This is a genomic window from Herbaspirillum hiltneri N3 (assembly GCF_001267925.1).
Lineage (GTDB): Bacteria > Pseudomonadota > Gammaproteobacteria > Burkholderiales > Burkholderiaceae_D > Herbaspirillum > Herbaspirillum hiltneri.
Genome location: NZ_CP011409.1, coordinates 2,183,807 through 2,205,548 on the forward strand (window position 1 = coordinate 2,183,807; position 21,742 = coordinate 2,205,548).

The 21,742-nt window shown below is 60.8% G+C and carries 19 protein-coding genes and 2 tRNA genes; 16 read left to right on the top strand and 5 right to left on the bottom strand.

Annotation, left to right across the window (positions count from 1 at the left end):
• From F506_RS22670 to acs, 3 genes are all read right to left on the bottom strand, one after another.
• Positions 1-429: a tyrosine-type recombinase/integrase gene (locus tag F506_RS22670; protein ID WP_083457731.1), complete on the bottom strand. Its 429-nt coding sequence runs from the start codon at positions 427-429 to the stop codon at positions 1-3.
• A gap of 171 nt (positions 430-600) precedes the next feature.
• Positions 601-691, bottom strand: a tRNA-Ser gene (locus F506_RS09870).
• A gap of 193 nt (positions 692-884) precedes the next feature.
• The gene (acs, locus tag F506_RS09875) at positions 885-2,867 is read right to left on the bottom strand and encodes an acetate--CoA ligase (protein ID WP_053197034.1); all 1,983 of its coding nucleotides are present in this window, start codon (positions 2,865-2,867) and stop codon (positions 885-887) included.
• 397 nt (positions 2,868-3,264) lie between these two features.
• On the opposite strand from acs, the gene F506_RS09880 reads away from it, so the two are divergent.
• From F506_RS09880 to F506_RS09895, 4 genes are all read left to right on the top strand, one after another.
• Positions 3,265-3,885, top strand: a complete 621-nt coding sequence (locus tag F506_RS09880) for a YqhA family protein (protein WP_053197036.1) — start codon at positions 3,265-3,267, stop codon at positions 3,883-3,885.
• 33 nt (positions 3,886-3,918) lie between these two features.
• The gene (locus F506_RS09885; RefSeq protein WP_053197039.1) at positions 3,919-5,463 is read left to right on the top strand and encodes a fumarate hydratase; all 1,545 of its coding nucleotides are present in this window, start codon (positions 3,919-3,921) and stop codon (positions 5,461-5,463) included.
• Positions 5,464-5,515: 52 nt separating this feature from the next.
• Positions 5,516-6,391: a glutamate racemase gene (gene murI, locus F506_RS09890; RefSeq protein WP_053197041.1), complete on the top strand. Its 876-nt coding sequence runs from the start codon at positions 5,516-5,518 to the stop codon at positions 6,389-6,391.
• A gap of 128 nt (positions 6,392-6,519) precedes the next feature.
• A tRNA-His gene (locus F506_RS09895) sits at positions 6,520-6,595 on the top strand.
• Positions 6,596-6,663: 68 nt separating this feature from the next.
• Here the strand turns inward: F506_RS09895 and F506_RS09900 are convergent.
• Positions 6,664-7,113: a winged helix-turn-helix transcriptional regulator gene (locus tag F506_RS09900; RefSeq protein ID WP_053201447.1), complete on the bottom strand. Its 450-nt coding sequence runs from the start codon at positions 7,111-7,113 to the stop codon at positions 6,664-6,666.
• Positions 7,114-7,211: 98 nt separating this feature from the next.
• Here F506_RS09900 and F506_RS09905 point away from each other — a divergent pair, with 98 nt between their 5' ends.
• Complete coding sequence (locus F506_RS09905; protein WP_053197043.1) at positions 7,212-8,069, top strand: SDR family oxidoreductase; 858 nt, start codon at positions 7,212-7,214, stop codon at positions 8,067-8,069.
• Positions 8,070-8,155: 86 nt separating this feature from the next.
• Here F506_RS09905 and mgrA read toward each other — a convergent pair whose 3' ends face one another.
• Complete coding sequence (gene mgrA / locus F506_RS09910; protein WP_053197045.1) at positions 8,156-9,193, bottom strand: L-glyceraldehyde 3-phosphate reductase; 1,038 nt, start codon at positions 9,191-9,193, stop codon at positions 8,156-8,158.
• Between the two features lie 278 nt (positions 9,194-9,471).
• On the opposite strand from mgrA, the gene F506_RS09915 reads away from it, so the two are divergent.
• The 11 genes from F506_RS09915 (at position 9,472) to F506_RS09965 (ending at position 21,742) form a co-directional block, all read left to right on the top strand.
• Positions 9,472-10,371, top strand: a complete 900-nt coding sequence (locus F506_RS09915) for a DUF72 domain-containing protein (RefSeq protein WP_053197047.1) — start codon at positions 9,472-9,474, stop codon at positions 10,369-10,371.
• A 256-nt stretch (positions 10,372-10,627) separates the two neighbouring features.
• Entirely contained in the window at positions 10,628-10,975 is a 348-nt protein-coding gene (locus F506_RS09920) for a hypothetical protein (RefSeq protein WP_053197049.1), read from the top strand.
• 119 nt (positions 10,976-11,094) lie between these two features.
• Entirely contained in the window at positions 11,095-11,544 is a 450-nt protein-coding gene (locus F506_RS09925; protein WP_053197051.1) for an Rrf2 family transcriptional regulator, read from the top strand.
• On the top strand, positions 11,541-12,269 hold the full coding sequence (locus F506_RS09930) for a class I SAM-dependent methyltransferase (RefSeq protein WP_053197053.1): 729 nt from the start codon (positions 11,541-11,543) through the stop codon (positions 12,267-12,269). Before F506_RS09925 ends, F506_RS09930 begins: the two co-directional genes overlap by 4 nt.
• A 111-nt stretch (positions 12,270-12,380) precedes the next feature.
• Complete coding sequence (locus tag F506_RS09935) at positions 12,381-13,589, top strand: glycerophosphodiester phosphodiesterase family protein (protein WP_053197055.1); 1,209 nt, start codon at positions 12,381-12,383, stop codon at positions 13,587-13,589.
• A 198-nt stretch (positions 13,590-13,787) separates the two neighbouring features.
• Entirely contained in the window at positions 13,788-14,258 is a 471-nt protein-coding gene (locus F506_RS09940; protein WP_053197057.1) for a (2Fe-2S)-binding protein, read from the top strand.
• Positions 14,255-16,534, top strand: a complete 2,280-nt coding sequence (locus F506_RS09945) for a xanthine dehydrogenase family protein molybdopterin-binding subunit (RefSeq protein WP_053197060.1) — start codon at positions 14,255-14,257, stop codon at positions 16,532-16,534. Before F506_RS09940 ends, F506_RS09945 begins: the two co-directional genes overlap by 4 nt.
• Positions 16,535-16,648: 114 nt before the next feature.
• Positions 16,649-17,071: a CHRD domain-containing protein gene (locus F506_RS09950; protein WP_053197062.1), complete on the top strand. Its 423-nt coding sequence runs from the start codon at positions 16,649-16,651 to the stop codon at positions 17,069-17,071.
• A 559-nt stretch (positions 17,072-17,630) separates the two neighbouring features.
• Positions 17,631-18,914 carry an MFS transporter gene (locus F506_RS09955; RefSeq protein WP_235471523.1) on the top strand — a complete coding sequence of 428 codons (1,284 nt, stop codon included), beginning with the start codon at positions 17,631-17,633 and terminating at the stop codon, positions 18,912-18,914.
• Between the two features lie 84 nt (positions 18,915-18,998).
• The gene (gene garD / locus F506_RS09960) at positions 18,999-20,579 is read left to right on the top strand and encodes a galactarate dehydratase (RefSeq protein ID WP_053197063.1); all 1,581 of its coding nucleotides are present in this window, start codon (positions 18,999-19,001) and stop codon (positions 20,577-20,579) included.
• A gap of 77 nt (positions 20,580-20,656) precedes the next feature.
• Positions 20,657-21,742 (top strand): lactonase family protein, encoded by a 1,086-nt coding sequence (locus tag F506_RS09965; protein WP_200907725.1) that lies wholly within the window; start codon positions 20,657-20,659, stop codon positions 21,740-21,742.

Sequence of the window (21,742 nt, forward strand, 5' to 3'; positions counted from 1 at the left end):
TCAATTTTCGGCGCAAATCAACACTAGTGTAGGGAAGATGTCCATTTCTAGGCGATGAAGAATGTTTGCAGCATGTTTCGGTGTCCATCGATCATAGTTAGTCTTGTGCCACTCACGTGCCATGATCTCGAAAGTGTTTGAGCTATTTAAAATTTGACTTTGCTTTTCGCTGCGTTTTTTCTCTGAAGGATCGACCCCGTTAATCAGCAAGCGTTTTGCCTCATCACGTTTTTCACGTGCATCAGCAAGCGAAAAGATGGGGTACTTTCCAATAGAAAGTAATTTTTCTTTCTGTAGGTATCGGTATTTAAGTCGCCAAAACTTGCTTCCATTCGGCTGGACTAGGAGGAACAAGCCGCCGCTATCCGCTATTTTGTAGTCTTTGTCTTTAGGCTTAGCGCTACGGCAAGCAACATCTGTTAAAGGCATGGGGTACTTTTTTTATTCTGGATTTTGAATACCCCTAAAAGTACCCCTAAAATCTTTGGAAGTAAATGAACGTTGTTGAACGTTAAAAAACAAAAAACCCGCATAAGCATTAAGCTTTATGCGGGTTCTTGGACTTCTTGGAACTTCTTGGAACTTCTTGGAACGTATACTTGGCGGAGAGAGGGGGATTCGAACCCCCGATAGGCTATTAACCTATACACGCTTTCCAGGCGTGCGACTTCAACCACTCATCCATCTCTCCGGAATTTGGCTTCGTTTTTAGCGAAGCCGCTGATTATAGCAACATTTTTCAGGAAATGAGATGGTTTTGCACTGTCCCCCATAAAATAATGGCGATGCGTTGCGGCATCGCCATTATTTCTTGTCAGATTGGCATTCCCGGTGCAGATGGGGCTTGCGGCCGGGAACAGGGCGCCTTTCCGCTTGATTTCGGCCTATTGTGCTTCCTTGAGCTGGTCCAGGATGGCCGGGTTTTCCAGGGTCGAGATGTCCTGCGTGATGTCTTCGCCCTTGGCCAGCACGCGCAGCAGGCGGCGCATGATCTTGCCGGAGCGGGTCTTGGGCAGGTTGTCGCCGAAACGGATTTCCTTGGGCTTGGCGATCGGGCCGATTTCCTTGGCGACCCAGTCGCGCAGTTCCTTCGCGATGGCCTTGGCTTCGTCGCCGGTCGGGCGAGGGCGCTTCAGGACCACGAAGGCGCAGATCGATTCGCCGGTGGTTTCGTCCGGTTTGCCGACCACGGCGGCTTCGGCCACGATGGGGTTGGCGACCAGCGCGGATTCGATCTCCATCGTGCCCATGCGGTGACCGGAGACGTTGAGCACGTCGTCGATGCGGCCGGTGATGGTGAAGTAGCCGGTGTCCTTGTTGCGGATCGCGCCGTCGCCGGCGAGGTAGACCTTGCCGCCGAACTCTTCGGGGAAGTAGCTCTTCTTGAAGCGCTCGGGGTCGTTCCAGATGGTGCGGATCATCGACGGCCATGGACGCTTGACGACCAGGATGCCGCCGGTGCCGTTGGGCAGGTCGTTGCCGGTTTCATCGACGATGGCGGCGGTGATGCCCGGCAGCGGCAGCGTGCAGGAGCCCGGCACTTGCGGCGTTGCGCCCGGCAGCGGCGAGATCATGTGACCGCCGGTTTCGGTTTGCCAGAAGGTGTCGACGATGGGGCATTTTTCCTGGCCGATGTTTTTGTAGTACCACATCCAGGCTTCCGGATTGATCGGTTCGCCGACCGAACCCAGCAGGCGCAGCGACGACAGGTCGTATTGCTTGGGATGGATTTTTTCGTCGGCTTCGGCGGCCTTGATCAGCGAGCGGATCGCGGTCGGGGCGGTGTAGAAAATCGTTGCCTTGTGACGCTGCACCATGTCCCAGAAACGGCCGGCGTTCGGATAGGTCGGCACGCCTTCGAACACGATCTGGGTCGCGCCGACTGCCAGCGGGCCGTAGGCGATGTAGGTGTGGCCTGTGATCCAGCCGATGTCGGCGGTGCACCAGTAGACGTCGTCCGGCTTGATGTCGAAGGTCCACTTCATCGTCAGCACGGCCCACAGCAGGTAGCCGCCGGAAGCGTGTTGGACGCCCTTCGGTTTGCCGGTGGAGCCGGAGGTGTAGAGGATGAACAGCGGATGTTCTGCGTCGACCCATTCAGGTTCGCAGGCGTCGGGCTGGTTGGCGACGACGTCGTGCAGCCACAGGTCGCGGCCTTCGACCCAGTTGATGTCGGCGCCGGCGCGCTTGTAGACAACCACGTTCCTGATCGTGTCGCAGCCGCCCATGGCGAGCGCTTCGTCGACGATGGATTTCAGCGGCAATTGCTTGCCGCCGCGCACCTGGTAGTCGGCGGTGATGACGGCGACTGCGCCGGCATCGATCACGCGTTCCTGCAGCGATTTGGCGGAGAAGCCGCCGAACACCACCGAGTGCGTGGCGCCGATGCGTGCGCAGGCTTGCATGGCGGCGACGCCTTCGACCGACATCGGCATGTAGATGACGACGCGGTCGCCTTTCTTGACGCCGAGCGATTTCAGGCCGTTGGCGAAGTGGCAGACTTTCTTGTGCAGTTCGCGATAGGTGACGCGGGTGACCTTGGCGTCGTCGGATTCGAAGATGACGGCGGTCTTGTCGGCGTTGCCGTTTTCCAGGTTGACGTCGAGGCAGTTGTACGAGACGTTGATCTTGCCGTCTTCAAACCATTTGTAGAACGGCGCATCGGCTTCGTTCAGGGTCTTGGTGAAGGGCTTTTTCCATTGCAGGTTTTCACGTGCGAGGCGGGCCCAGAAGCCTTCGTAGTCGCGCTCGGCTTCGGCGCACAAGGCGTTATAGCCGTCCATGCCGGACACGGCGGCGTTCTTGACGAACTCTGCCGGTGGAGCGAATACACGGTTTTCTTGCTTGAATGTTTCGATGTCTGCCACGATTAGTCTCCTGCGATTGATGATTTTTGCTTTATCCAAAAGCCGATGGTTTTGCGTCCCGCGAAACTATCGGTTTTGCTTTTTGCAAAACATAGGCGTTTTCACTTACTCAGTCCTTACACATTCGGAATTGATCGGAGGCGGGGAAGGCCGCTGCGCAAGCGCTTGCGCTACATCAAAGGGTCTGACCGCAAGGATGCAGCGAAGTTTGTGCGGCGGTATTGCCAGAGTGCATTATCGCATCTGTGGCGATCTCCGGCAGAGCGCACACAGCCAAGAAAGCGGCAAGGGAGTGTAAAATAGCGGCCTGAATTCGCCCGCCTGAATGCACGCGAGCCACCGTGAGGCGAGGCCGACAGCCTGCTCACATCACTGTTTCATTTTGAGATCCGCGCCAATGAAAGACACTCGCTCCACCCCTTCCGGTAAAAAGATCGGCATCCTGCCCAATCTGATTTTCATGAGCCGGTGGTTGCAGCTGCCTTTGTACCTCGGCCTGATCCTGGCGCAGTGCGTCTACGTCTATCACTTCTGGGTCGAGCTGAGCGACCTGATCGGTGCGGCCATGGGCAATGCAGCCTCGTTGGAGCACATCCTCGACGCGGTCGCCATCGAAGGCGCGCTGCGTCCCGAAAAGCTCAACGAGCAAACCATCATGCTGGTGGTGCTGGCGCTGATCGACGTGGTGATGATCTCGAATCTGCTGATCATGGTGATCGTGGGCGGCTACGAGACCTTCGTCTCGCGCATGAACCTCGAAAGCCATCCCGACCAGCCCGAGTGGCTGTCGCACGTGAATGCCTCGGTGCTGAAGGTCAAGCTGGCCACGGCGATCATCGGCATCTCGTCGATCCATCTGCTCAAGACCTTCATCAACGCCAATCTGTACGACGTCAAGACGTTGCTGGCGCAGACCGGCATCCATATCACCTTCCTGTTGTCCGCCATGGCGATCGCCTATTGCGACCGGCTCATGAGCCATCCCGCAGTTTCCGCTGAGCCGCCGGAAGCACACTAAAGAGATTTTTCATTCAACCCGAGAGAACCAGCCATGACCATCATCAAGCAAGACGATCTCATCGAATCCGTGGCCGCCGCGCTGCAATACATCAGCTACTACCATCCGGTGGACTACATCCAGCATCTGGCGCGCGCCTATGAGCTGGAGCAAAACCCGGCAGCCAAGGATTCCATCGCCCAGATCCTGACCAACTCGCGCATGTGCGCCGAAGGCAAGCGCCCGATCTGCCAGGACACCGGCATCGTGAACGTGTTCCTGCGGGTCGGCATGGGCGTGCGCTTCGAAGGTTTCGGCAGCGGCTCCATCACCGACGCCGTCAATGAAGGCGTGCGCCAGGGTTACAGCCATCCGGACAACGTGCTGCGCGCGTCGATCGTGGCCGACCCGCAATTCGACCGCAAGAACACCAAGGACAACACGCCGGCCGTGGTGCACGTGGAACTGGTGCCGGGCAATACCGTCGACGTGCGTATCGCAGCCAAGGGCGGCGGTTCGGAGAACAAGACCAAGTTCGTCATGCTCAATCCCTCCGACAACCTGGTCGACTGGGTCCTCAAGACCGTGCCGACCATGGGCGCCGGCTGGTGTCCGCCGGGCATGCTCGGCATCGGCATCGGCGGCACTGCCGAGAAGGCCATGCTGATGGCCAAGGAAGTGCTGATGGACGACATCGACATGTACGAACTGAAGCAGCGCGGTCCGCAAAACAAGACCGAAGAATTGCGCATCGAACTGTGCGACAAGGTCAACGCGCTCGGCATCGGCGCACAAGGCCTGGGCGGCCTGACCACCGTGCTCGACGTCAAGATCGCGATGTATCCGACGCACGCCGCGTCCAAGCCGGTCGCGATGATCCCGAACTGTGCGGCAACCCGTCACGGCCACTTCGTGCTGGATGGCTCCGGCCCGGCCTACATGGAGCCGCCGTCGCTGTCCGAATGGCCGGAAGTGCACTGGGTGCCGGACACCGAAAAGTCGAAGCGCGTCGACCTCGACACGCTGACCAAGGAAGAAGTCGCTTCGTGGAAGCCGGGCCAGACCCTGCTGCTGAACGGCAAGATGCTGACCGGCCGCGACGCCGCGCACAAGCGTATCCAGGAGATGCTGGCCAAGGGCGAGAAGCTGCCGGTCGACTTCACCAACCGCGTGATCTATTACGTCGGTCCGGTTGATCCGGTGCGCGACGAAGTCGTCGGTCCTGCCGGTCCGACTACGGCTACGCGCATGGACAAGTTCACCGACATGATGCTGGAGCAGACCGGCCTGATTTCCATGATCGGCAAATCCGAACGCGGCCCGGCCGCAATCGAGGCGATCAAGAAACACAAGTCGGCCTACCTGATGGCGGTCGGCGGCTCGGCCTATCTGGTGTCGAAGGCGATCAAGTCGGCCAAGGTGCTGGGTTTTGCGGACCTGGGCATGGAAGCGATCTACGAGTTCGACGTCAAGGACATGCCGGTCACCGTCGCGGTCGACGCCAACGGTATCTCGGTGCATAACACCGGTCCTGCCGAGTGGAAGGAAAAGATCGCGACCAACACTGCGCTGAGCAAGATTGCGGTCACGACTGCATAACGATGCAACAGCGGACGCATCAACCGAAGCCACAAGCGGGAGTCGCTCGCCGATGACCGCAGCAGTTTCACCAGCAACACCGATGCCGGCGGACGCTCACACTGATCGTGATGCGCCCGTCGGCATTTTCGATTCCGGCATCGGCGGCTTGTCGGTGCTGCGTCACGTACGCGCGGCCTTGCCGCAGGAGCACTTGCTGTACTTTGCCGACTCCGGCTACGCGCCCTATGGCGACAAGGACGAGCAGCAGATCGTCGAACGCTCGCTGGCGATTGCCGGCTTCCTGATCGGGCAGGGCATCAAGGCCCTGGTGGTGGCGTGCAACACCGCCACCGCAGCGGCGATCCAGGCGATCCGCTTGCAGTGGCCGGCATTGATCGTGGTCGGCATCGAGCCCGGCCTGAAGCCGGCGGCGCTGCACAGCAAGAGCGGCGTGGTTGGGGTACTGGCCACGCGCAGCACATTGGCGAGCGCGCGCTTCATCGCCTTGCGCGAACAGATCGCCGCGGCCGGCAAGGTGCAATTCATTTCGCAAGCCTGCGTCGGACTGGTCGATCAGATCGAGAAGGGCGAGCTGCAATCGCCGGCTACCGCAGCACTGGTGGATCGCTACGTGATGCCGCTGATTGCGCAGGGCGCCGATACGCTGGTGCTCGGTTGCACCCACTATCCGTTTGTACGCGAGTTGATCGAGTCGGCGGCGCGGCACGCCGGTTGCGTTGCGCCCCTCGTCATCGATACCGGTGAAGCGGTGACGCGGCAATTGAGTCGTTTGCTGGAGGCGAAGTCCTTGATGCGTTCCGGCGATGCTGCTGAAAATGACGGAACTCTGGTGGCCTATACCACCGCCGGCGCCGGCACATTGTCGACCGCTTTGCGCAATCTGCTCAAGATGGACGCAGAAGTACGCCAGATCGCGACGAATTAGGCACCATCGCCGGGGATTCCGGCAAATTTCATCGAGGCGACTATTTCATTTGCCAGAAGCCGTACAGTTTTGTATAATCTTTTGCTTCACTGACTCAAGGCAGTAATTCAGGTCTTGGTCATGCAGTGGTGGCTGTAGCTCAGTTGGTAGAGTCCAGGATTGTGATTCCTGTTGTCGCGGGTTCGAGCCCCGTCAGCCACCCCAGTTTGAACAGCAGTACAAATAAACAAGGCCCGCATTCAGCAGGGCCTTTTTTATTTTCCGGGCGGATTTCACTTGCCAGCTCGTCCTTCCTTTGCGTCTTCCTTTCCCTCTTCCTTTTCCTGCCTCGCCGCCATGATGCGCGGCAAACTCATCTCGATCCAGTCGGTCAGCGTCTCGATGCGCTGGGCCGCTTCCAGCCCCAGCGGCGACAGCGTGTAGTCAACGTGCGGCGGCACTACGTCATACGATTTGCGAATCACCAGGCCGTCGCCTTCCAGCTCTTGCAGCGTCTGCGCCAGCATCTTTTCGCTGACGCCGCCGACCTTGCGGCGAAGGTCGCTGAAGCGATGTGTGCCGCCCAGCAGGGCAACCAACAACAGCACGCCCCAGCGGCTGGTGATGTGCTTGAGCACGGCGCGCGACGGGCAGTCGGCGGAAAACAACTCACCGCGCTGCATGCGGTCCTTCAGCGAAACGTGGTCGGCAAGGGGGTCTCGTGCGGGGTTTCGTGTATTCATGGCGATCATTTTACACTAACCTTTTTGTGCGTACTTACTAAAAGTAAGTGTATCGTCTAAGCTGCAATTTCTTTCACTTCACCGAACAGGAAATTGTCATGATCGTCGTCACCGGAGCCACCGGCCAATTGGGCCGTCTCGTCATCGCAGCATTGTTGAAAACCGTCCCGGCAGCGCACATCGTCGCCGCCGTGCGCAGCCCTGAAAAGGCCGCCGACCTGGCCGCGCTCGGTGTGCAGGTGCGCCGCGCCGATTACACCCACCCCGCCAGCCTCGACAGCGCGCTGCAAGGCGCAGAAAAAGTCCTGCTGATTTCTTCCAACGAAATCGGCGAACGACTGAACCAGCATCGCGCCGTGATCGACGCCGCCAGGCGCGCCAGCGTGAAGCTGCTGGCATACACCAGCGTGCTGCACGCCGACACCTCGACACTCGGGCTGGCGGCCGAACACAAGCACACCGAACAAGCCATCAAGGACAGCGGCGTGCCGGCCGTCATCCTGCGCAACGGCTGGTATACCGAGAACTACACCGCCGGCGTAGCGACGGCAGTCGCCAATGGCGCGATCTACGGCAGCGCCGGCGACGGCCGCATCTCTTCGGCCCCACGCAGCGACTACGCCGAGGCGGCGGCAGCCGTGCTGAGCGGCAGCGGCCATGCAGGCAAGGTGTATGAACTGGCCGGCGATAGCGCCTACACGCTGAGCGAACTGGCAGCGGAAGCAGCGCGTCAGTCGGGCAAGCCGGTGGAATACCGCAACATTCCCGAAGCCGATTACAAGGCGGCGCTGCTCGGTTTCGGCCTGCCGGAAGTGATCGCCGTTCTGCTTTCCGATTCCGACACGGCGGCGTCGAAGGGCGCCTTGTTTGATGACAGCCGTCAATTGTCGGCGCTGATCGGCCACCCGACCGTGTCCCTGTCGGCATCGGTGGCGGCAGCGCTGGGTAAGGCTTGATTCAGTTCCTGCTTTGACATGAAACGGGCCCATCGCCATACAGAACAGGGAATGGCGGCGGGCCCGTTTTTACCTGCGCGGCAGGATTACTTGTGGCGCGAGGACACTTCCCACAAATTGAGATGACCGTCCTGCGCCTGCTTGTCGATGGCGGCCAGTTCGTCGGCGCTGAAGCCGAGCTTGTCCAGCGCCGCGACGTTCTCGCGAATTTGCTTGCTGCTGCTGGCGCCGATCAGTGTGGTCGTCACGCGCGGATCGCGCAGCACCCAGGCCAGCGCCATCTGCGCCAGCGTTTGTCCGCGCGCCTTGGCGATGTCGTTGAGCGCACGCACACGCTGCAGGTTTTCCTCGCTGAGGTGATCGCTCTTGAGCGAGCCTCCGCCGGCGCGATTGATGCGTGCATCTTCCGGAATGCCGTTGAGGTACTTGTCGCTCAGCAGTCCCTGGGCCAGCGCCGTGAAGGTGATGCAGCCCATGCCCTGGCGTTCCAGTTCGTCGAGCAGGCCTTGCTCGATCCAGCGGTTGAACATGTTGTACGACGGCTGATGGATCAGGCAGGGCACCTTCCATTGCTTGAGCAGTTCGGCGGCTTCTTTGGTTTTCTCCGGCGAATACGAGGACACGCCGACATACAGCGCCTTGCCTTGCTGCACGGCGGTGGCCAGTGCGCCCATGGTTTCTTCCAGCGGGGTCTCCGGGTCGAAGCGGTGCGAGTAGAAGATGTCGACGTAGTCCAGGTTCATGCGTTTCAAGCTCTGGTCCAGGCTGGCCAGCACGTACTTGCGCGAGCCGCCGCCCTGGCCGTAGGGGCCGGGCCACATGTCCCAGCCGGCCTTGGTCGAGATGATCAGTTCATCGCGGTAAGGCAGGAAATCCTGTTTGAAAAGATGGCCGAAATTGGCTTCCGCGCTGCCGTACGGCGGACCGTAATTGTTGGCCAAGTCGAAATGCGTAATGCCCAGATCGAAGGCGGTGCGCAGCATTTCGCGCTGCGTCGCCAGCGAGGTGGTGTCGCCGAAGTTGTGCCACATGCCCAGCGACAGCAACGGCAATTTCAGGCCGCTGCGGCCGCACTGGCGATACTGCATGGTTTCGTAGCGGGTGTTGGATGCGTGATAAGTCATGGAGATGTTTCCTTGTTGATCGGAAGTGTTACTTGCTTGCTTGCTTACTTACTTGTTGGGGGCGCCGTTCTCAGGACCTGTGCAGGATGTTACTACGAGGCCGCGATCCGCGAATGGGAAGCCCTCGATCGGTGTCCGGCCTCATGTGCTCAGGCAGGTTCGAGGAGACGACCAGGTGCGACACGCCGTCAGCGGATGTCTCATATCGGCTCGCCCGGTGAACTCTGAAATCCTGTGCCTGTCTGCTTTGACAGATCAATTGTTTCGGAGTGACGGCCATGGCAAAAATCCGTATCGGCATTTCCGGCTGGCGCTATGCGCCGTGGCGCGGAGATTTCTATCCAGAAGGACTGAAGCAGGCCGACGAATTGCAATTCGCATCGCGCGCCTTGCCTTCGATCGAACTCAACGGCTCGTTCTACGCCTTGCAGCGACCGCAGAGCTACGCCACCTGGTATGACGCGACGCCGCCGGGCTTCGTGTTCAGCATCAAGGGAAATCGCTTCATCACCCACGTCCAGCGCTTGCGCGACATCGACGGTCCGCTCGCCAACGTATTCGCTTCCGGCGTGTTCAACCTCAAGGAAAAACTGGGCCCGTTCCTGTGGCAGTTCCCGCCGAGTTTTCGTTACGACGCCGAACTGGTGGAACACTTTCTCAGCCTGCTGCCGCATGACACCGAAACGGCGCTGGAACTGGCGCAGCAGTGCGAGCCGCGCATGAAGGAGCGCAGCCTGCTCAAGATCGACAAGAAGCGCAAATTGCGCCATGCCATGGAGATCCGGCACGAGAGTTTTATCGACGACGATTTCATTGCGCTGCTGCGCAAATATAACGTCGCGCTGGTGGTGGCCGACACCGCAGGCAAGTGGCCGTATCTGGAGGACGTCACCGCCGACTTCATGTACCTACGCCTGCATGGCGACAAGGAACTGTACGCCAGCGGCTACACCAAGCCGGCGCTGGAGCGCTGGGCCCGGCGCATCGAAAAATGGAGCGAGGGCGGGCAGCCGCAGGATGCGCAATGTGCGTCCGAGAGCAAACCGAAAGCCCGCAAGAGCAGGGATGTGTATTGCTATTTCGATAATGACATCAAGGTCAAGGCGCCCTTCGATGCAAGACGTCTGATTGCACGTCTGGGACTCGAAAAAGGACTCGCCATGCTGACGGAAAACTGACAAAAAATTCGCTACGGAAATACTTCGGAAAGTCGCCTTGGTATGTTGTAAAGATGTGTTGCGAAGCGCCGAAATATGTCGCTTAATGTCGCCTGTCCGATGCCAGAAAATAGTCGAGGCAGCATGGCGGCGGGCCAAGTCTTGGGGGGAAATCCAAGCAAATATCGCAAGAAGAATTCCGGACACTGCATGCAGGTCGCGGGATTTTTTGCGTGACGAGTCATAACAACGATTAACAACTCGGCTGGAGAATTACATGAGATCACTTTGGATCGGCGCATGCGCATTTTCGTTCGGCGCCGGATGGTTGTGGCTGCGCTTTGGACACAAGCTGCGCGAAGAAGCGCCGGTTTCGGATTTCCAGCGCAAGCTCGATTTCATCCGCGACGTGTGCGACGGCAACCTCAAGAAATCCAGCGCACTCATGACCGAGAAGATGGCGCTCGATACGACTTTGTCGTACGAGCAGGCCGTGGAAGATGTGTATCTCGACATGCTCGAACTTACCAACGAAGAACGCATGGCCGTGATGCAACATGGCGAGCGCCGCAAGACCCGCCGCAGCAAGCCGGCTCCCGCCGCTTCGGAAACGCCGGCGCCCTGAAGCGCTTGCAACCGCGTTAGCGGTCATCGGGCTACGGACACTCTCGTCTTTCCGGCGGAGCAGCTCGCCGCGGCACAAAAAACATCGGTCCGTCGATTTCATGTAATAATAAAAGTTACATGAAAAAAGACAGCCGACTATCCGGCGTGCTGCACGTGCTGCTGCACCTTGCCGAACATCCGACCCCGATGACTTCCGAGTCGCTGGCGAAAGCCATGGACACCAATCCGGTGGTGATCCGGCGCATCATGGCCGGTTTGCGGGAGCAAGGCTATGTCAGTTCGGAGAAGGGGCATGGCGGCGGCTGGATGCTGACCTGCGATCTTCATCGAATCACTTTGCGCGACGTCTATACGGCGTTGGGTAGCCCGTCCTTGCTGGCCATCGGCAGCAGGACCGAGACACCGGCCTGCCTGGTGGAGCAAGCGGTTAATGCCGCCCTGAACAAGACGTTTGATGACGCCGAGGCATTGCTGCTGTCCCGCTTCGGCGAAGTGACGCTGGCGATGCTGAGTGCGGACTTCCACCAGCGATTTGAAAAGAAACGACGGAAGGCGGGTAAGCCATGAACGACGAAAAACTCCAGGCCACGTTCAACCAGCAGGCCGCCTCGGCCTATGACAGCCAGTGGGCCAGGCTGGCGCCGTTCCGCGACGCGCTGCACTTGCTTGCGGCCGCGGTCCTGACCGGGCTACCGGCCGAGGCGCACATCCTGTGCGTGGGCGCCGGCACCGGTGCGGAGATAATTGCCCTGGCCGAAAAATTCCCGGGCTGGCATTTCACTGCGGTCGAGCCGTCGGCGCCGATGCTCGACGTGTTCCGCCGCAAGGCGCAAGAGCAGGGCATTGCATCGCGCTGCACGTTTCATGCGGGCTATCTCGATTCGCTGCCGCACGGGGAACCCTACGATGCCGCCACCTCGCTGCTGGTGTCGCACTTCATCCTGCAGCAGGATGAGCGCGCCGGTTTCTTCCGCGGCATTCGTGAGCGTTTGCGCCCGGACGGCTGGCTGATCAATTCGGATCTCGCTTCCGATGTCGATGCGTCGCACTACGGCGCACTGCTGGAAGTCTGGATGCGCACCATGGCCGGCGCCGATCTCAGCCAGGAAAAGCTGGAACAGATGCGGACGGCGTACCGGCGCGATGTTGCCATCCTGGCGCCGAAACTGGTCGGCGGGATCATTGCATCCGCCGGCTTCGACGCGCCCGTGCAGTTTTACCAATGCGGCCTGATCCATGGCTGGTTCGCGCGGACGAGCCAGGGAGTCCGGCAGGCAGGCGGCCCTGCGTAGCGTCATACCAAGGTCACATTAATACGGTCTACTTTTCGGCAGCCAAGATTTGCAGGAAGCCGCTTTCCGAAACCCTCAGCCAGGAAAAGAGAACGCATGAACCGAGATCGCATGAACCGCCTATCATTCGCATTTTCAGCCTCACTTTCAGCCTCACTTTCAATCTCCCTCATCGCTGCCGTCACCTTGCTGGCCGGTTGCGCCGGTCCGCAGGGATACGCCGGCAACCGCACGCTGGACGGCAAAGCACCCCTGATCATCGGCCACCGCGGTTTGCCGGGACTGTATCCGGAAGAGATCATCGCCGGCTACCAGGCCGCCATCGCCGCCGGTACCGACGCGCTGGAAATGGACCTGATGTCGTCCAGCGACGGCGTGCTGTTCGTTTGCCATAATCCCTTTCTGAGCGACACCACCGACGTCGCGAATCATCCCGAATTCGCCTCGCGCAAAAAGGCCCGCAGCGTCGACGGCGTGGCAGTGCCGCCGGACTGGTACATCAGCGACTTCACCGCAGCCGAGCTGAAGACCCTGCGCGTGAAACAGCCGATTGCGGTGCGCAGCCATCAATATGACGGCCAATATCCGTTGGCGACATTCCAGGAAGTGATCGACCTGGCCAAGGCGACGCGCGCGGCCAATCCCGCCAGCAAGTTGCTGGTCTATCCGGAAACCAAGAACCCGATCTTCCAGCGGCTGCTGGGCGTGCCGCTGGAAGAAAAGCTGGTGGAGATGATCAACAAGGAAGGCTGGAACAGCTTCGACGCGCCGATCATCGTGCAGTCCTTCGAGCCGGAAAGCCTGAAGATGATGCGCCGCCTCGGCCTGAAGACCCGCGCGGTGCAGCTGATGGACGGCGACGGCATCGACTTCCGGAACGGCATGCTGACCTACAACTCGCCCGACACGGCCAAACCGTATTCATGGCTGCAGCATGGCGATCCGCGCACGTTCGCGGCAATGGCGACGCCGGAGGGGCTGGCCGAGATCAAGACCTATGCCGACGGCATCGGTCCATGGAAGGTGTACATCATCTCAGCCCAGGGCGTGGATGGCGCCGGCAATCCGGTCAAGGCGCTGAGCCAGGCAACCAACATGGTGCCGACCTCGCTGGTGGCCGACGCCCACCGGCTCGGCCTGTTCGTGCATCCGTTCACCTTCCGCGACGAAGCGGCGCGCCTGACCGCCACTTACAAGGGCGATCCGAAGGCGGAGTACAAGGCCTTCTTCGATGCCGGCGTGGACGGTGTCTTTACCGATTTCAGCGGCACCGGCAGGGCGGCGCTGGAAGAATGGCAGAAGGCGAAAAGCACCTGGTAGGCCGGCTGCGGTGCGGCAACGAAAAGGAGCCTTCCGGCTCCTTTTTTCTTGCAAGACCATCATCATTTCATCAGGCCGGAATCATTCTGCCGCGAATGTCGCCGTGCTAGAATCCATCGCGCTACCTGCAATGGCAGCGCGAGTGATTTGGAAATCCCCGCAGATTTTTAATCCAGCTTCAATGACCCGGAGAGCGTCATGCCTACCGTCACTTTCACCGTCAACGGCACCGCCCGTTCCGTTGATGTCCGCGATCCCGACCAACCCCTGCTCTACGCATTGCGCAACAGCTTCGGCCTGACCGGTCCCAAGTTCGGTTGCGGGCTGGGTCAATGCGGCGCCTGCACCGTGCTGCTCGACCAGACGCCGCTGCGCAGTTGCGTCACGCCACTGTCGGCGGTGGCCGGCAAATCCATCACCACCATTGAAGGCCTCGGGACGCCCGACAAGCCGCATCCGGTGCAGGCCGCCTTCATCGCCGAGCAGGCGGCGCAGTGCGGCTACTGCGCCAACGGCATGGTGATGACCAGCGCCGCTTTGCTGGCCTCGAACCCCAAGCCCAGCGAAGCCGAAATCAAGGACGCGCTGGCGGCCAACCTGTGCCGCTGCGGCACCCACGTGCGCATCCTGCGCGCGGTGATGCGCGCTTCGGGGAGGACGCCGTCATGAACGCCGCTTTCGACATGCAAATGAGCCGGCGCCGGCTGCTCAAAGCCGGCGGCGCGCTGGTGGTGACGCTGGTTGCTCCGGTGACGGTACTGGCCACGGAACAGGTATTGCGCGACAAGGCCGGCAACGCGCAGGCCCATGCGCTGCTGGACAAGACGCTCGACGCCGGCGCCGTGGATGGCTATATCGCGATCCATCAGGATGGCACGGTGACCTTGTTTTCGGGCAAGGTCGATCTCGGCCAGGGGCTGCGCATCGCGATCCGGCAAATGGCGGCGGAAGAACTCGGCATCGGCGTCGACAAGATAGAAATGATCGAGGGCGACACCGCGCTCACGCCCGACCAGGGACCGACCGCCGGCAGCAGCGGCGTCATGCGCGGCGGCGTGCAGATCCGCCAGGCCGCCGCGACCGCGCGCGAGGCGCTGATCGCCATGGCGGCCGCGCGTTTGCAGACACCGGCGTCCGGTTTGACGGTGCAGGATGGAGTGGTGCGGCCGAAAGCCGGCGGGGCTGGATTGAGTTTCGCCGAGCTGGTCGGCGGCAAGCGTTTCGATCTCAAGGTGGATGCCAAGGCGCCGCTGAACAATCCGCAACATTACCGGGTGGTCGGCAAGCCGCTGTTGCGCCCGGATGTGCCGGCCAAGGTGACCGGCACGCATACCTATGTCCATGACGTGAAGTTGCCGGGCATGCTGCATGGGCGCGTGATTCGTGCTGCATCCGAAGGGGCGCATATCGTCTCCGTCGATCAATCGTCGATCAGTAAATTCCCCGGTGTGAAGGTGGTGCGGCTGGGCGATTTCCTCGCCGTCGCGGCGCCCGACGAATGGGATGCGATCCAGGCCGCCGCCGCGCTCAAAGTGGTCTGGAGCGTCAGCGACAAACTGATGGGCCACGACAAGGTCGAGCAGTGGTTGCGCAACGGTCCTTTCGACGCTGAAGAAACGCTGGTCAAAAAAGGGGATGCGGCCGCCGCCTTGCAAGGTGCGACAGGAAAAATCAGCGCCAGCTATTACTGGCCGATACAGACGCACGGTTCGATCGGCCCCTCGTGTGCGGTAGCCGACGTGGGCGCGAAGCAGGCGACCATTTATACCGCCTCGCAGGGGACGCATCGCTATCGTCCGGCCTACGCGCAGATGCTGGGCATGCCCAATGAAGCGGTGCGCCTAGTATATGTCGACGGCGCCGGCTGCTACGGCATGAACGGCCATGACGACGCCGCCGCCGATGCGGCGCTGATGTCGAAGGCGCTGGGCAAGCCGGTGCGAGTGCAGTGGTCGCGCCAGGACGAACACGGCTTCGATCCGAAAGGACCGCCGCAGGCGCTGACGCTGGAAGGCGCGTTGAACGCCGACAAGTCGATCGCGGTGTGGCGCACAGAAATGTGGCTGCCGCGCGCCACCGCCAGCCTGCCGACGGTGCCCTTGCTGGCGCCGCAGACGGCGGGCATGCCGCAGCCGAAGGGAATTTCCACGGGCCTGATTTCACAGAACGGCGATCCGCCGTACGAGGTGGCCAACGTCACGGTCGGCGTGCACTGGCATGACAGCGCACCGCTGCGTCCGGCCAACATCCGCGCGCCCGGCAAGATTGCGAACATCTATGCGGTGGAATGCTTCACCGACGAATTGGCGGCGCAGGCGGGCATGGATCCGCTGGCGTTTCGCCTGCAATCGCTCAAGGATGCGCGCGGTGCGGAAGTGCTCAAACGTACGGCGGCATTGTTCGGCTGGCAATCGCGCGCCGTCGCCGCAGGCGTCGCCAACCAGACCAACAACGCGAACAAGACCAACAAGACCAACAAGCGCGGACGCGGCATCGCCTATTCGCATTACAAGCACAACGAAACCTATGTCGCCATGGCGATGGAAGTCGAGGTCGACCGCGCCAGCGGCGAGATCCGCGTGCTGCGCGTGGCCTGCGCGCATGATTGCGGACTCATCATCAATCCCGACGGCCTGCGTGCGCAGATCGAGGGCAGCATCCTGCAAACCATCTCGCGCAGCTTGTATGAAGAGATCCGTTTCGATACGCGCCGGGTGCAGAACGTCGACTGGGCCGGCTATCCCATCCTGGCGTTCCCGGCGGTCCCGGAATTGCGCATCGAACTGATCGACCGTCCCGCCATGCCGCCGCTGGGCGGTGGCGAGGCGGCGGCGTCGCCGGTGACGGCAGCGCTGGCCAATGCGGTGTGGGACGCCGTCGGCATCCGCTTGCGCACGGTGCCGTTCACGCCGGAGCGAGTGAAGGCGGCGTTGCAGAAGGTTTGAAGCAGCGTTGATGAAGGATATGGAAAGAGCCGTTGCGCTGCAACGCTCGCGTTTGTGTTCTACACTGCGCGAGCGGTTTCCTCAAAAAGTCCACAACATCAAGGAGAACTAAGCATGATCAACGTCACAGCCAGCCGTATCGCCATCGCCTTGTCCGCAGTCCTGTTGTTCAGCACCGCCGCCATCGCACAAACCGTCAGCGTCGACCTCAAGGGCGCCAGCGAAGTCCCCGCCAACAACTCCACCGCCAGCGGCGCCGGCAGCATCAGCGTCGCAGCCGATAAAAGCGTGAGCGGCAAGATCACGACCACCGGCATCGAGGGCAAGATGGCGCACATCCATACCGGCGCCGCCGGCGCCAATGGTCCGGTGCTGGTGGGCCTGACCAAGGACGGCGATAACGGCTGGACCGTTCCCGCCGGCGCCAAATTCACCGAGGAGCAATATGCCGCCTACCTGGCCGGCGGACTGTACGTCAACGTCCATACGGCTGCACATCCGGGCGGTGAAATCCGCGGTCAGCTGCTGCCGAAATAAGGCGCCTCAGATTGCGAGCCGGATCTCTTCCGGCATCCAAGGCCATCCTTTCGCGAGGGTGGCTTTTTTGTGGGCGCAGGTTTGTTTCTCCCTGAATGGTCATACAACTACGTTCATTTAACGATGGGGAGTGCGCCGGAGGCCGGAAGACTGTTTGAAGAGGGCAGATCGGATTTTGGCGCTGTCGGCGACTCGGGAAGTTGCCAAATTCCAATGCCGTAAAGGATTTCAAGGGGCCAAAGAGCGCCGGCAATAATTCCGTTGCCAAACCAAAAAGGCATGTTTATACTGCGATCTGTGTTGTATGATGACTGATGACAAAGTTGTCATGCAGCCTTTCAATAATAGATACTGTCGCTGCCGCTTCGTCGGACAACGCCAAACATGAGCTGAACGCCGCGCTTCGCTGCATTCCGGTTCGTTATTTGGCGTTTCCTCCCGGGCCGGCGCAGTTCCGGTCAGGAGACAATCAGTGAGTGTCAATCAAGTCGGCGCAGCCATCAGCGCAAGCGCCAAGGAAAACATCAAGCCAAGCCATGTTCGCTATCTGATCCTGTTCATGCTGTTCATCGTGACGACGGTCAACTACGCCGACCGCGCCACGCTGTCGATTGCCGGCACGTCGATGAAGGCCGAACTGGGTCTCGATCCGGTGATGATGGGTTATATCTTCTCGGCGTTCAGCTGGGCCTACGTATTGGCGCAATTGCCGGGCGGCTGGTTGCTGGATCGTTTCGGCTCCAAGAAAATTTATGCGCTGAGCATTTTCCTGTGGTCCTTCTTCACGCTGCTGCAAGGCGGCGTCACCTGGTTCGGCACGGCCGCTGCGGTAGTGCTGCTGTTCCTGCTGCGCTTCATGGTCGGCTTGGCGGAAGCGCCGTCGTTCCCGGCTAACGGGCGCATCGTCGCGTCGTGGTTTCCGACGGCGGAACGCGGCACGGCATCCGCGATTTTCAACTCGGCGCAATATTTCGCGGCGGTGCTGTTTACGCCATTGATGGGTTGGATCACGCACGTCTACGGCTGGCACCATGTGTTCACGGTGATGGGCGCATTCGGCATCCTGCTGACCTTCATCTGGATCCGGATCATCCATAGCCCCAAGGATCATCCGATGATCAACCATGCCGAGCTGCAGCACATCGAGCAGGGCGGCGGGCTGGTCGACATGGACCAGGCCAAGCCGAAAGCGGCCGCCGGGACTGACGCCGGCAAGGCCAAGTGGGGCTACATCAAACAGCTGCTGAGCAATCGCATGCTGCTGGGTGTGTACATCGGCCAGTACTGCATCAACACGATCACCTATTTCTTCCTGACCTGGTTCCCGGTGTACCTGGTGCAGGAGCGCGGCATGTCGATTTTGAAGGCGGGCTTCGTGGCATCGATCCCGGCGGTATGCGGCTTCATCGGCGGCGTGGTCGGCGGACTGATTTCGGATCGCCTGATCAAGCGCGGCAACAGCGTCACCATGTCGCGCAAAATCCCTATCGTCGGCGGCATGCTGCTGTCGACCACGATGATCCTGTGCAACTACGTCGATGCGCAGTGGATGGTGGTGGGCATCATGGCCGTGGCCTTCTTCGGCAAGGGCGTCGGCGCGCTGGGCTGGGCCGTGGTGGCCGATACCGCACCGAAGGAAATCGTCGGCCTGTCGGGCGGCCTGTTCAACACCTTCGGCAATATCGCCGGCATCACCACGCCGATCGTGATCGGCTATATCCTGAAGGAAACCGGCTCGTTCAGCGGCGCCCTGATCTTCGTCGGCGCCAATGCGCTGGTGACGGTGATCAGCTACCTGGTGATCGTCAAGGAAATCAAGCGCGTCGAGCTCAAGCCGCTCTGACGTCGCAATAAACATGTGTAGTTGCCGGGACCTGCGTGTCCCGGCGATGTCGTTAACCAGCAGCACGTTGTCAATGGAATCGCCATGAGCGCCGAAACAACCACTCAAGCCAGCAACACCAATATTCCTCGCTACATCCTGATGCACGAGAACGACAACGTCGCCATCGTCGTCAACGACCGCGGCCTGCCGGCCGGCACGGTTTTTCCGGATGGCCTGACGCTGGTCAGCCAGGTGCCGCAAGGCCACAAGATCGCCTTGCGCGATATTGCCCAGGGCGAAGCGATCATCCGCTACGACGTCGCCATCGGCTATGCCGCGCGCGATATCGCCAAAGGCAGCTGGATCGAAGAATCGGTGGTGACCTTGCCGCCGGCGCGCGAACTCGACAACCTGCCGATCGCCACGCGCAAGGCGCCCGAGCTGGCCTCGGTGCCGCTGGAAGGCTATACCTTCGAAGGCTATCGCAACGCCGACGGTTCGGTCGGCACGCGCAACCTGCTGGCGATCACCACCACCGTGCAATGCGTGGCCGGCGTGGTCGAGCATGCGGTCAAGCGCATCCGTGAGGAGCTGCTGCCGAAGTATCCCAATGTCGAAGACGTGGTGGCGCTGGAACACACCTACGGCTGCGGCGTCGCCATCGATGCGCCCAACGCCGACATCCCTATCCGCACATTGCGCAACATCAGCCTGAACCCCAACTTCGGCGGCCAGGCGATGGTGGTCAGCCTCGGTTGCGAAAAGCTGCAACCCAATCGCCTGCTGCCGGAAAGCATCATCCCGATCCACAAGGAGGGCGAGGCTTACGTGGTCTGCCTGCAGGATTCGGAACACGTCGGCTTCAACTCGATGATCGACTCCATTTTGAAGATGGCCGAATTGCGCCTGCAGGAACTCGACAAGCGCCGTCGCGTGACTTGCCCGGCGTCGGATCTGGTGGTCGGCGTGCAGTGCGGCGGTAGCGACGCCTTCTCGGGCGTGACCGCCAACCCGGCGGTCGGCTTTGCCACCGATCTGCTGGTGCGTGCGGGCGCCGCCGTGATGTTCTCGGAAGTCACTGAAGTGCGCGACGGCATCGATCAGCTGACTTCGCGCGCGATCAACGAAGAAGTCGCGCAGGCCATGATCCGCGAGATGGACTGGTACGACAGTTACCTGCAAAAAGGCGGCGTCGACCGCAGCGCCAACACCACGCCGGGCAACAAGAAGGGCGGCCTCGCCAACATCGTCGAAAAGGCCATGGGCTCCATCGTCAAGTCGGGCAGCGCGCCGATTTCCGGCGTGCTGGCGCCGGGCGACAAGCTCAAACAGAAGGGTCTGATCTACGCCGCCACACCGGCCAGCGATTTCGTCTGCGGCACCTTGCAGCTGGCCGCCGGCATGAACCTGCATATCTTCACCACCGGCCGCGGTACGCCATACGGCCTGGCTGCGGTGCCGGTGATCAAGGTCGCCACGCGCAACGATCTGGCACGGCGCTGGCATGACCTGATGGACGTCAATGCCGGCCGCATCGCCAGCGGTGAGGCAACCATTGCCGACGTCGGCTGGGAGCTGTTCCAGCTGATGCTGGATGTGGCCAGCGGCCGCAAGCAGACCTGGGCCGAGAAGTGGAAATTGCATAACGCGCTGACGCTGTTCAACCCGGCGCCGATCACCTGATTCAGTACAGGAAAACACAAAACTACAAGCTCCCGCGTCATCGATAGCGGGAGCATTTTTTATCAACGGGAGGAAGCATGGAATTCGGAAAGTATGCACTGATGGCCGGCGCGGCAGTGCTTGGCTGTGCGGCAAGTATCGGCGCCAACGCGGCGACAATGGTGTACGTGTCCAACGCCGACAGCAAGGACATCTCGGTCTTGCAACTGAACAAGGACGGCAGCCTGACGCCGGTCGAGCAGGTGCCGACCGGCGGCACGGTGATGCCGCTGGCGTTCAGTCCCGATCACCATCGCCTGTACGCGTCGCTGCGCTCGCAGCCGTATTCGGTGACGACTTTCGCGATCGATCAGCAGAGCGGCAAACTGAAAGCGCTGGCGACGGTTCCGCTGGCCGACAACATGGCCAATCTGGCTACCGACAAGAGCGGCCGCTTCCTGCTGGCGGCGTCCTACACCGGCCACAAGATTTCCATCAATCCGATTTCTGCAACCGGTCTGGTGCAGCAAGAGGGCGTCGAGGTCATCAACACCGGCAAGAACGCCCACGCGGTTGCCACCGATCCGCACAACCGTTTCCTGTTCGCATCCAATCTGGGTAGCGACGTGATCCTGCAATTCAAGTTCGACGCCACTACCGGCAAGATCACGCCGAATACGCCGCCGTCGGTCGCGACCAAGGCCGGCGCCGGTCCGCGCCACTTTGTGTTCCATCCGAACCTGCGCTATGTGTTTTCCACCAACGAGCTCGACGGCACAGTCAACACGTACGCCTATGACGCCGCTCAGGGTACGCTCACTTTAAAGAGCGTCGTCTCGGCCGTGCCGCCGGGCTTCAAGGGCGATGCGCCGGCCGCCGCCGATATCCACCTGACGCCGGACGGACGCTTCCTCTACGCATCGGAGCGCACGTCGAGCACCTTGGCGGCTTATCGGGTTAATGCCAAAACCGGCAAGCTGACCGCCATCGGCAACGTCGCTACCGAGACTCAGCCGCGCGGATTTAACATCGATCCGCAAGGCAAATACCTGCTCGCGGTCGGACAAAAATCGAACGGGCTGACCAGCTACGCCATCAACCGGAAAACCGGTGCGCTGACGCCTTTGCAACACTACGAGCTGGGCAAGAATCCGAACTGGGTGGAGATAGTCGCGTTTCCCTGA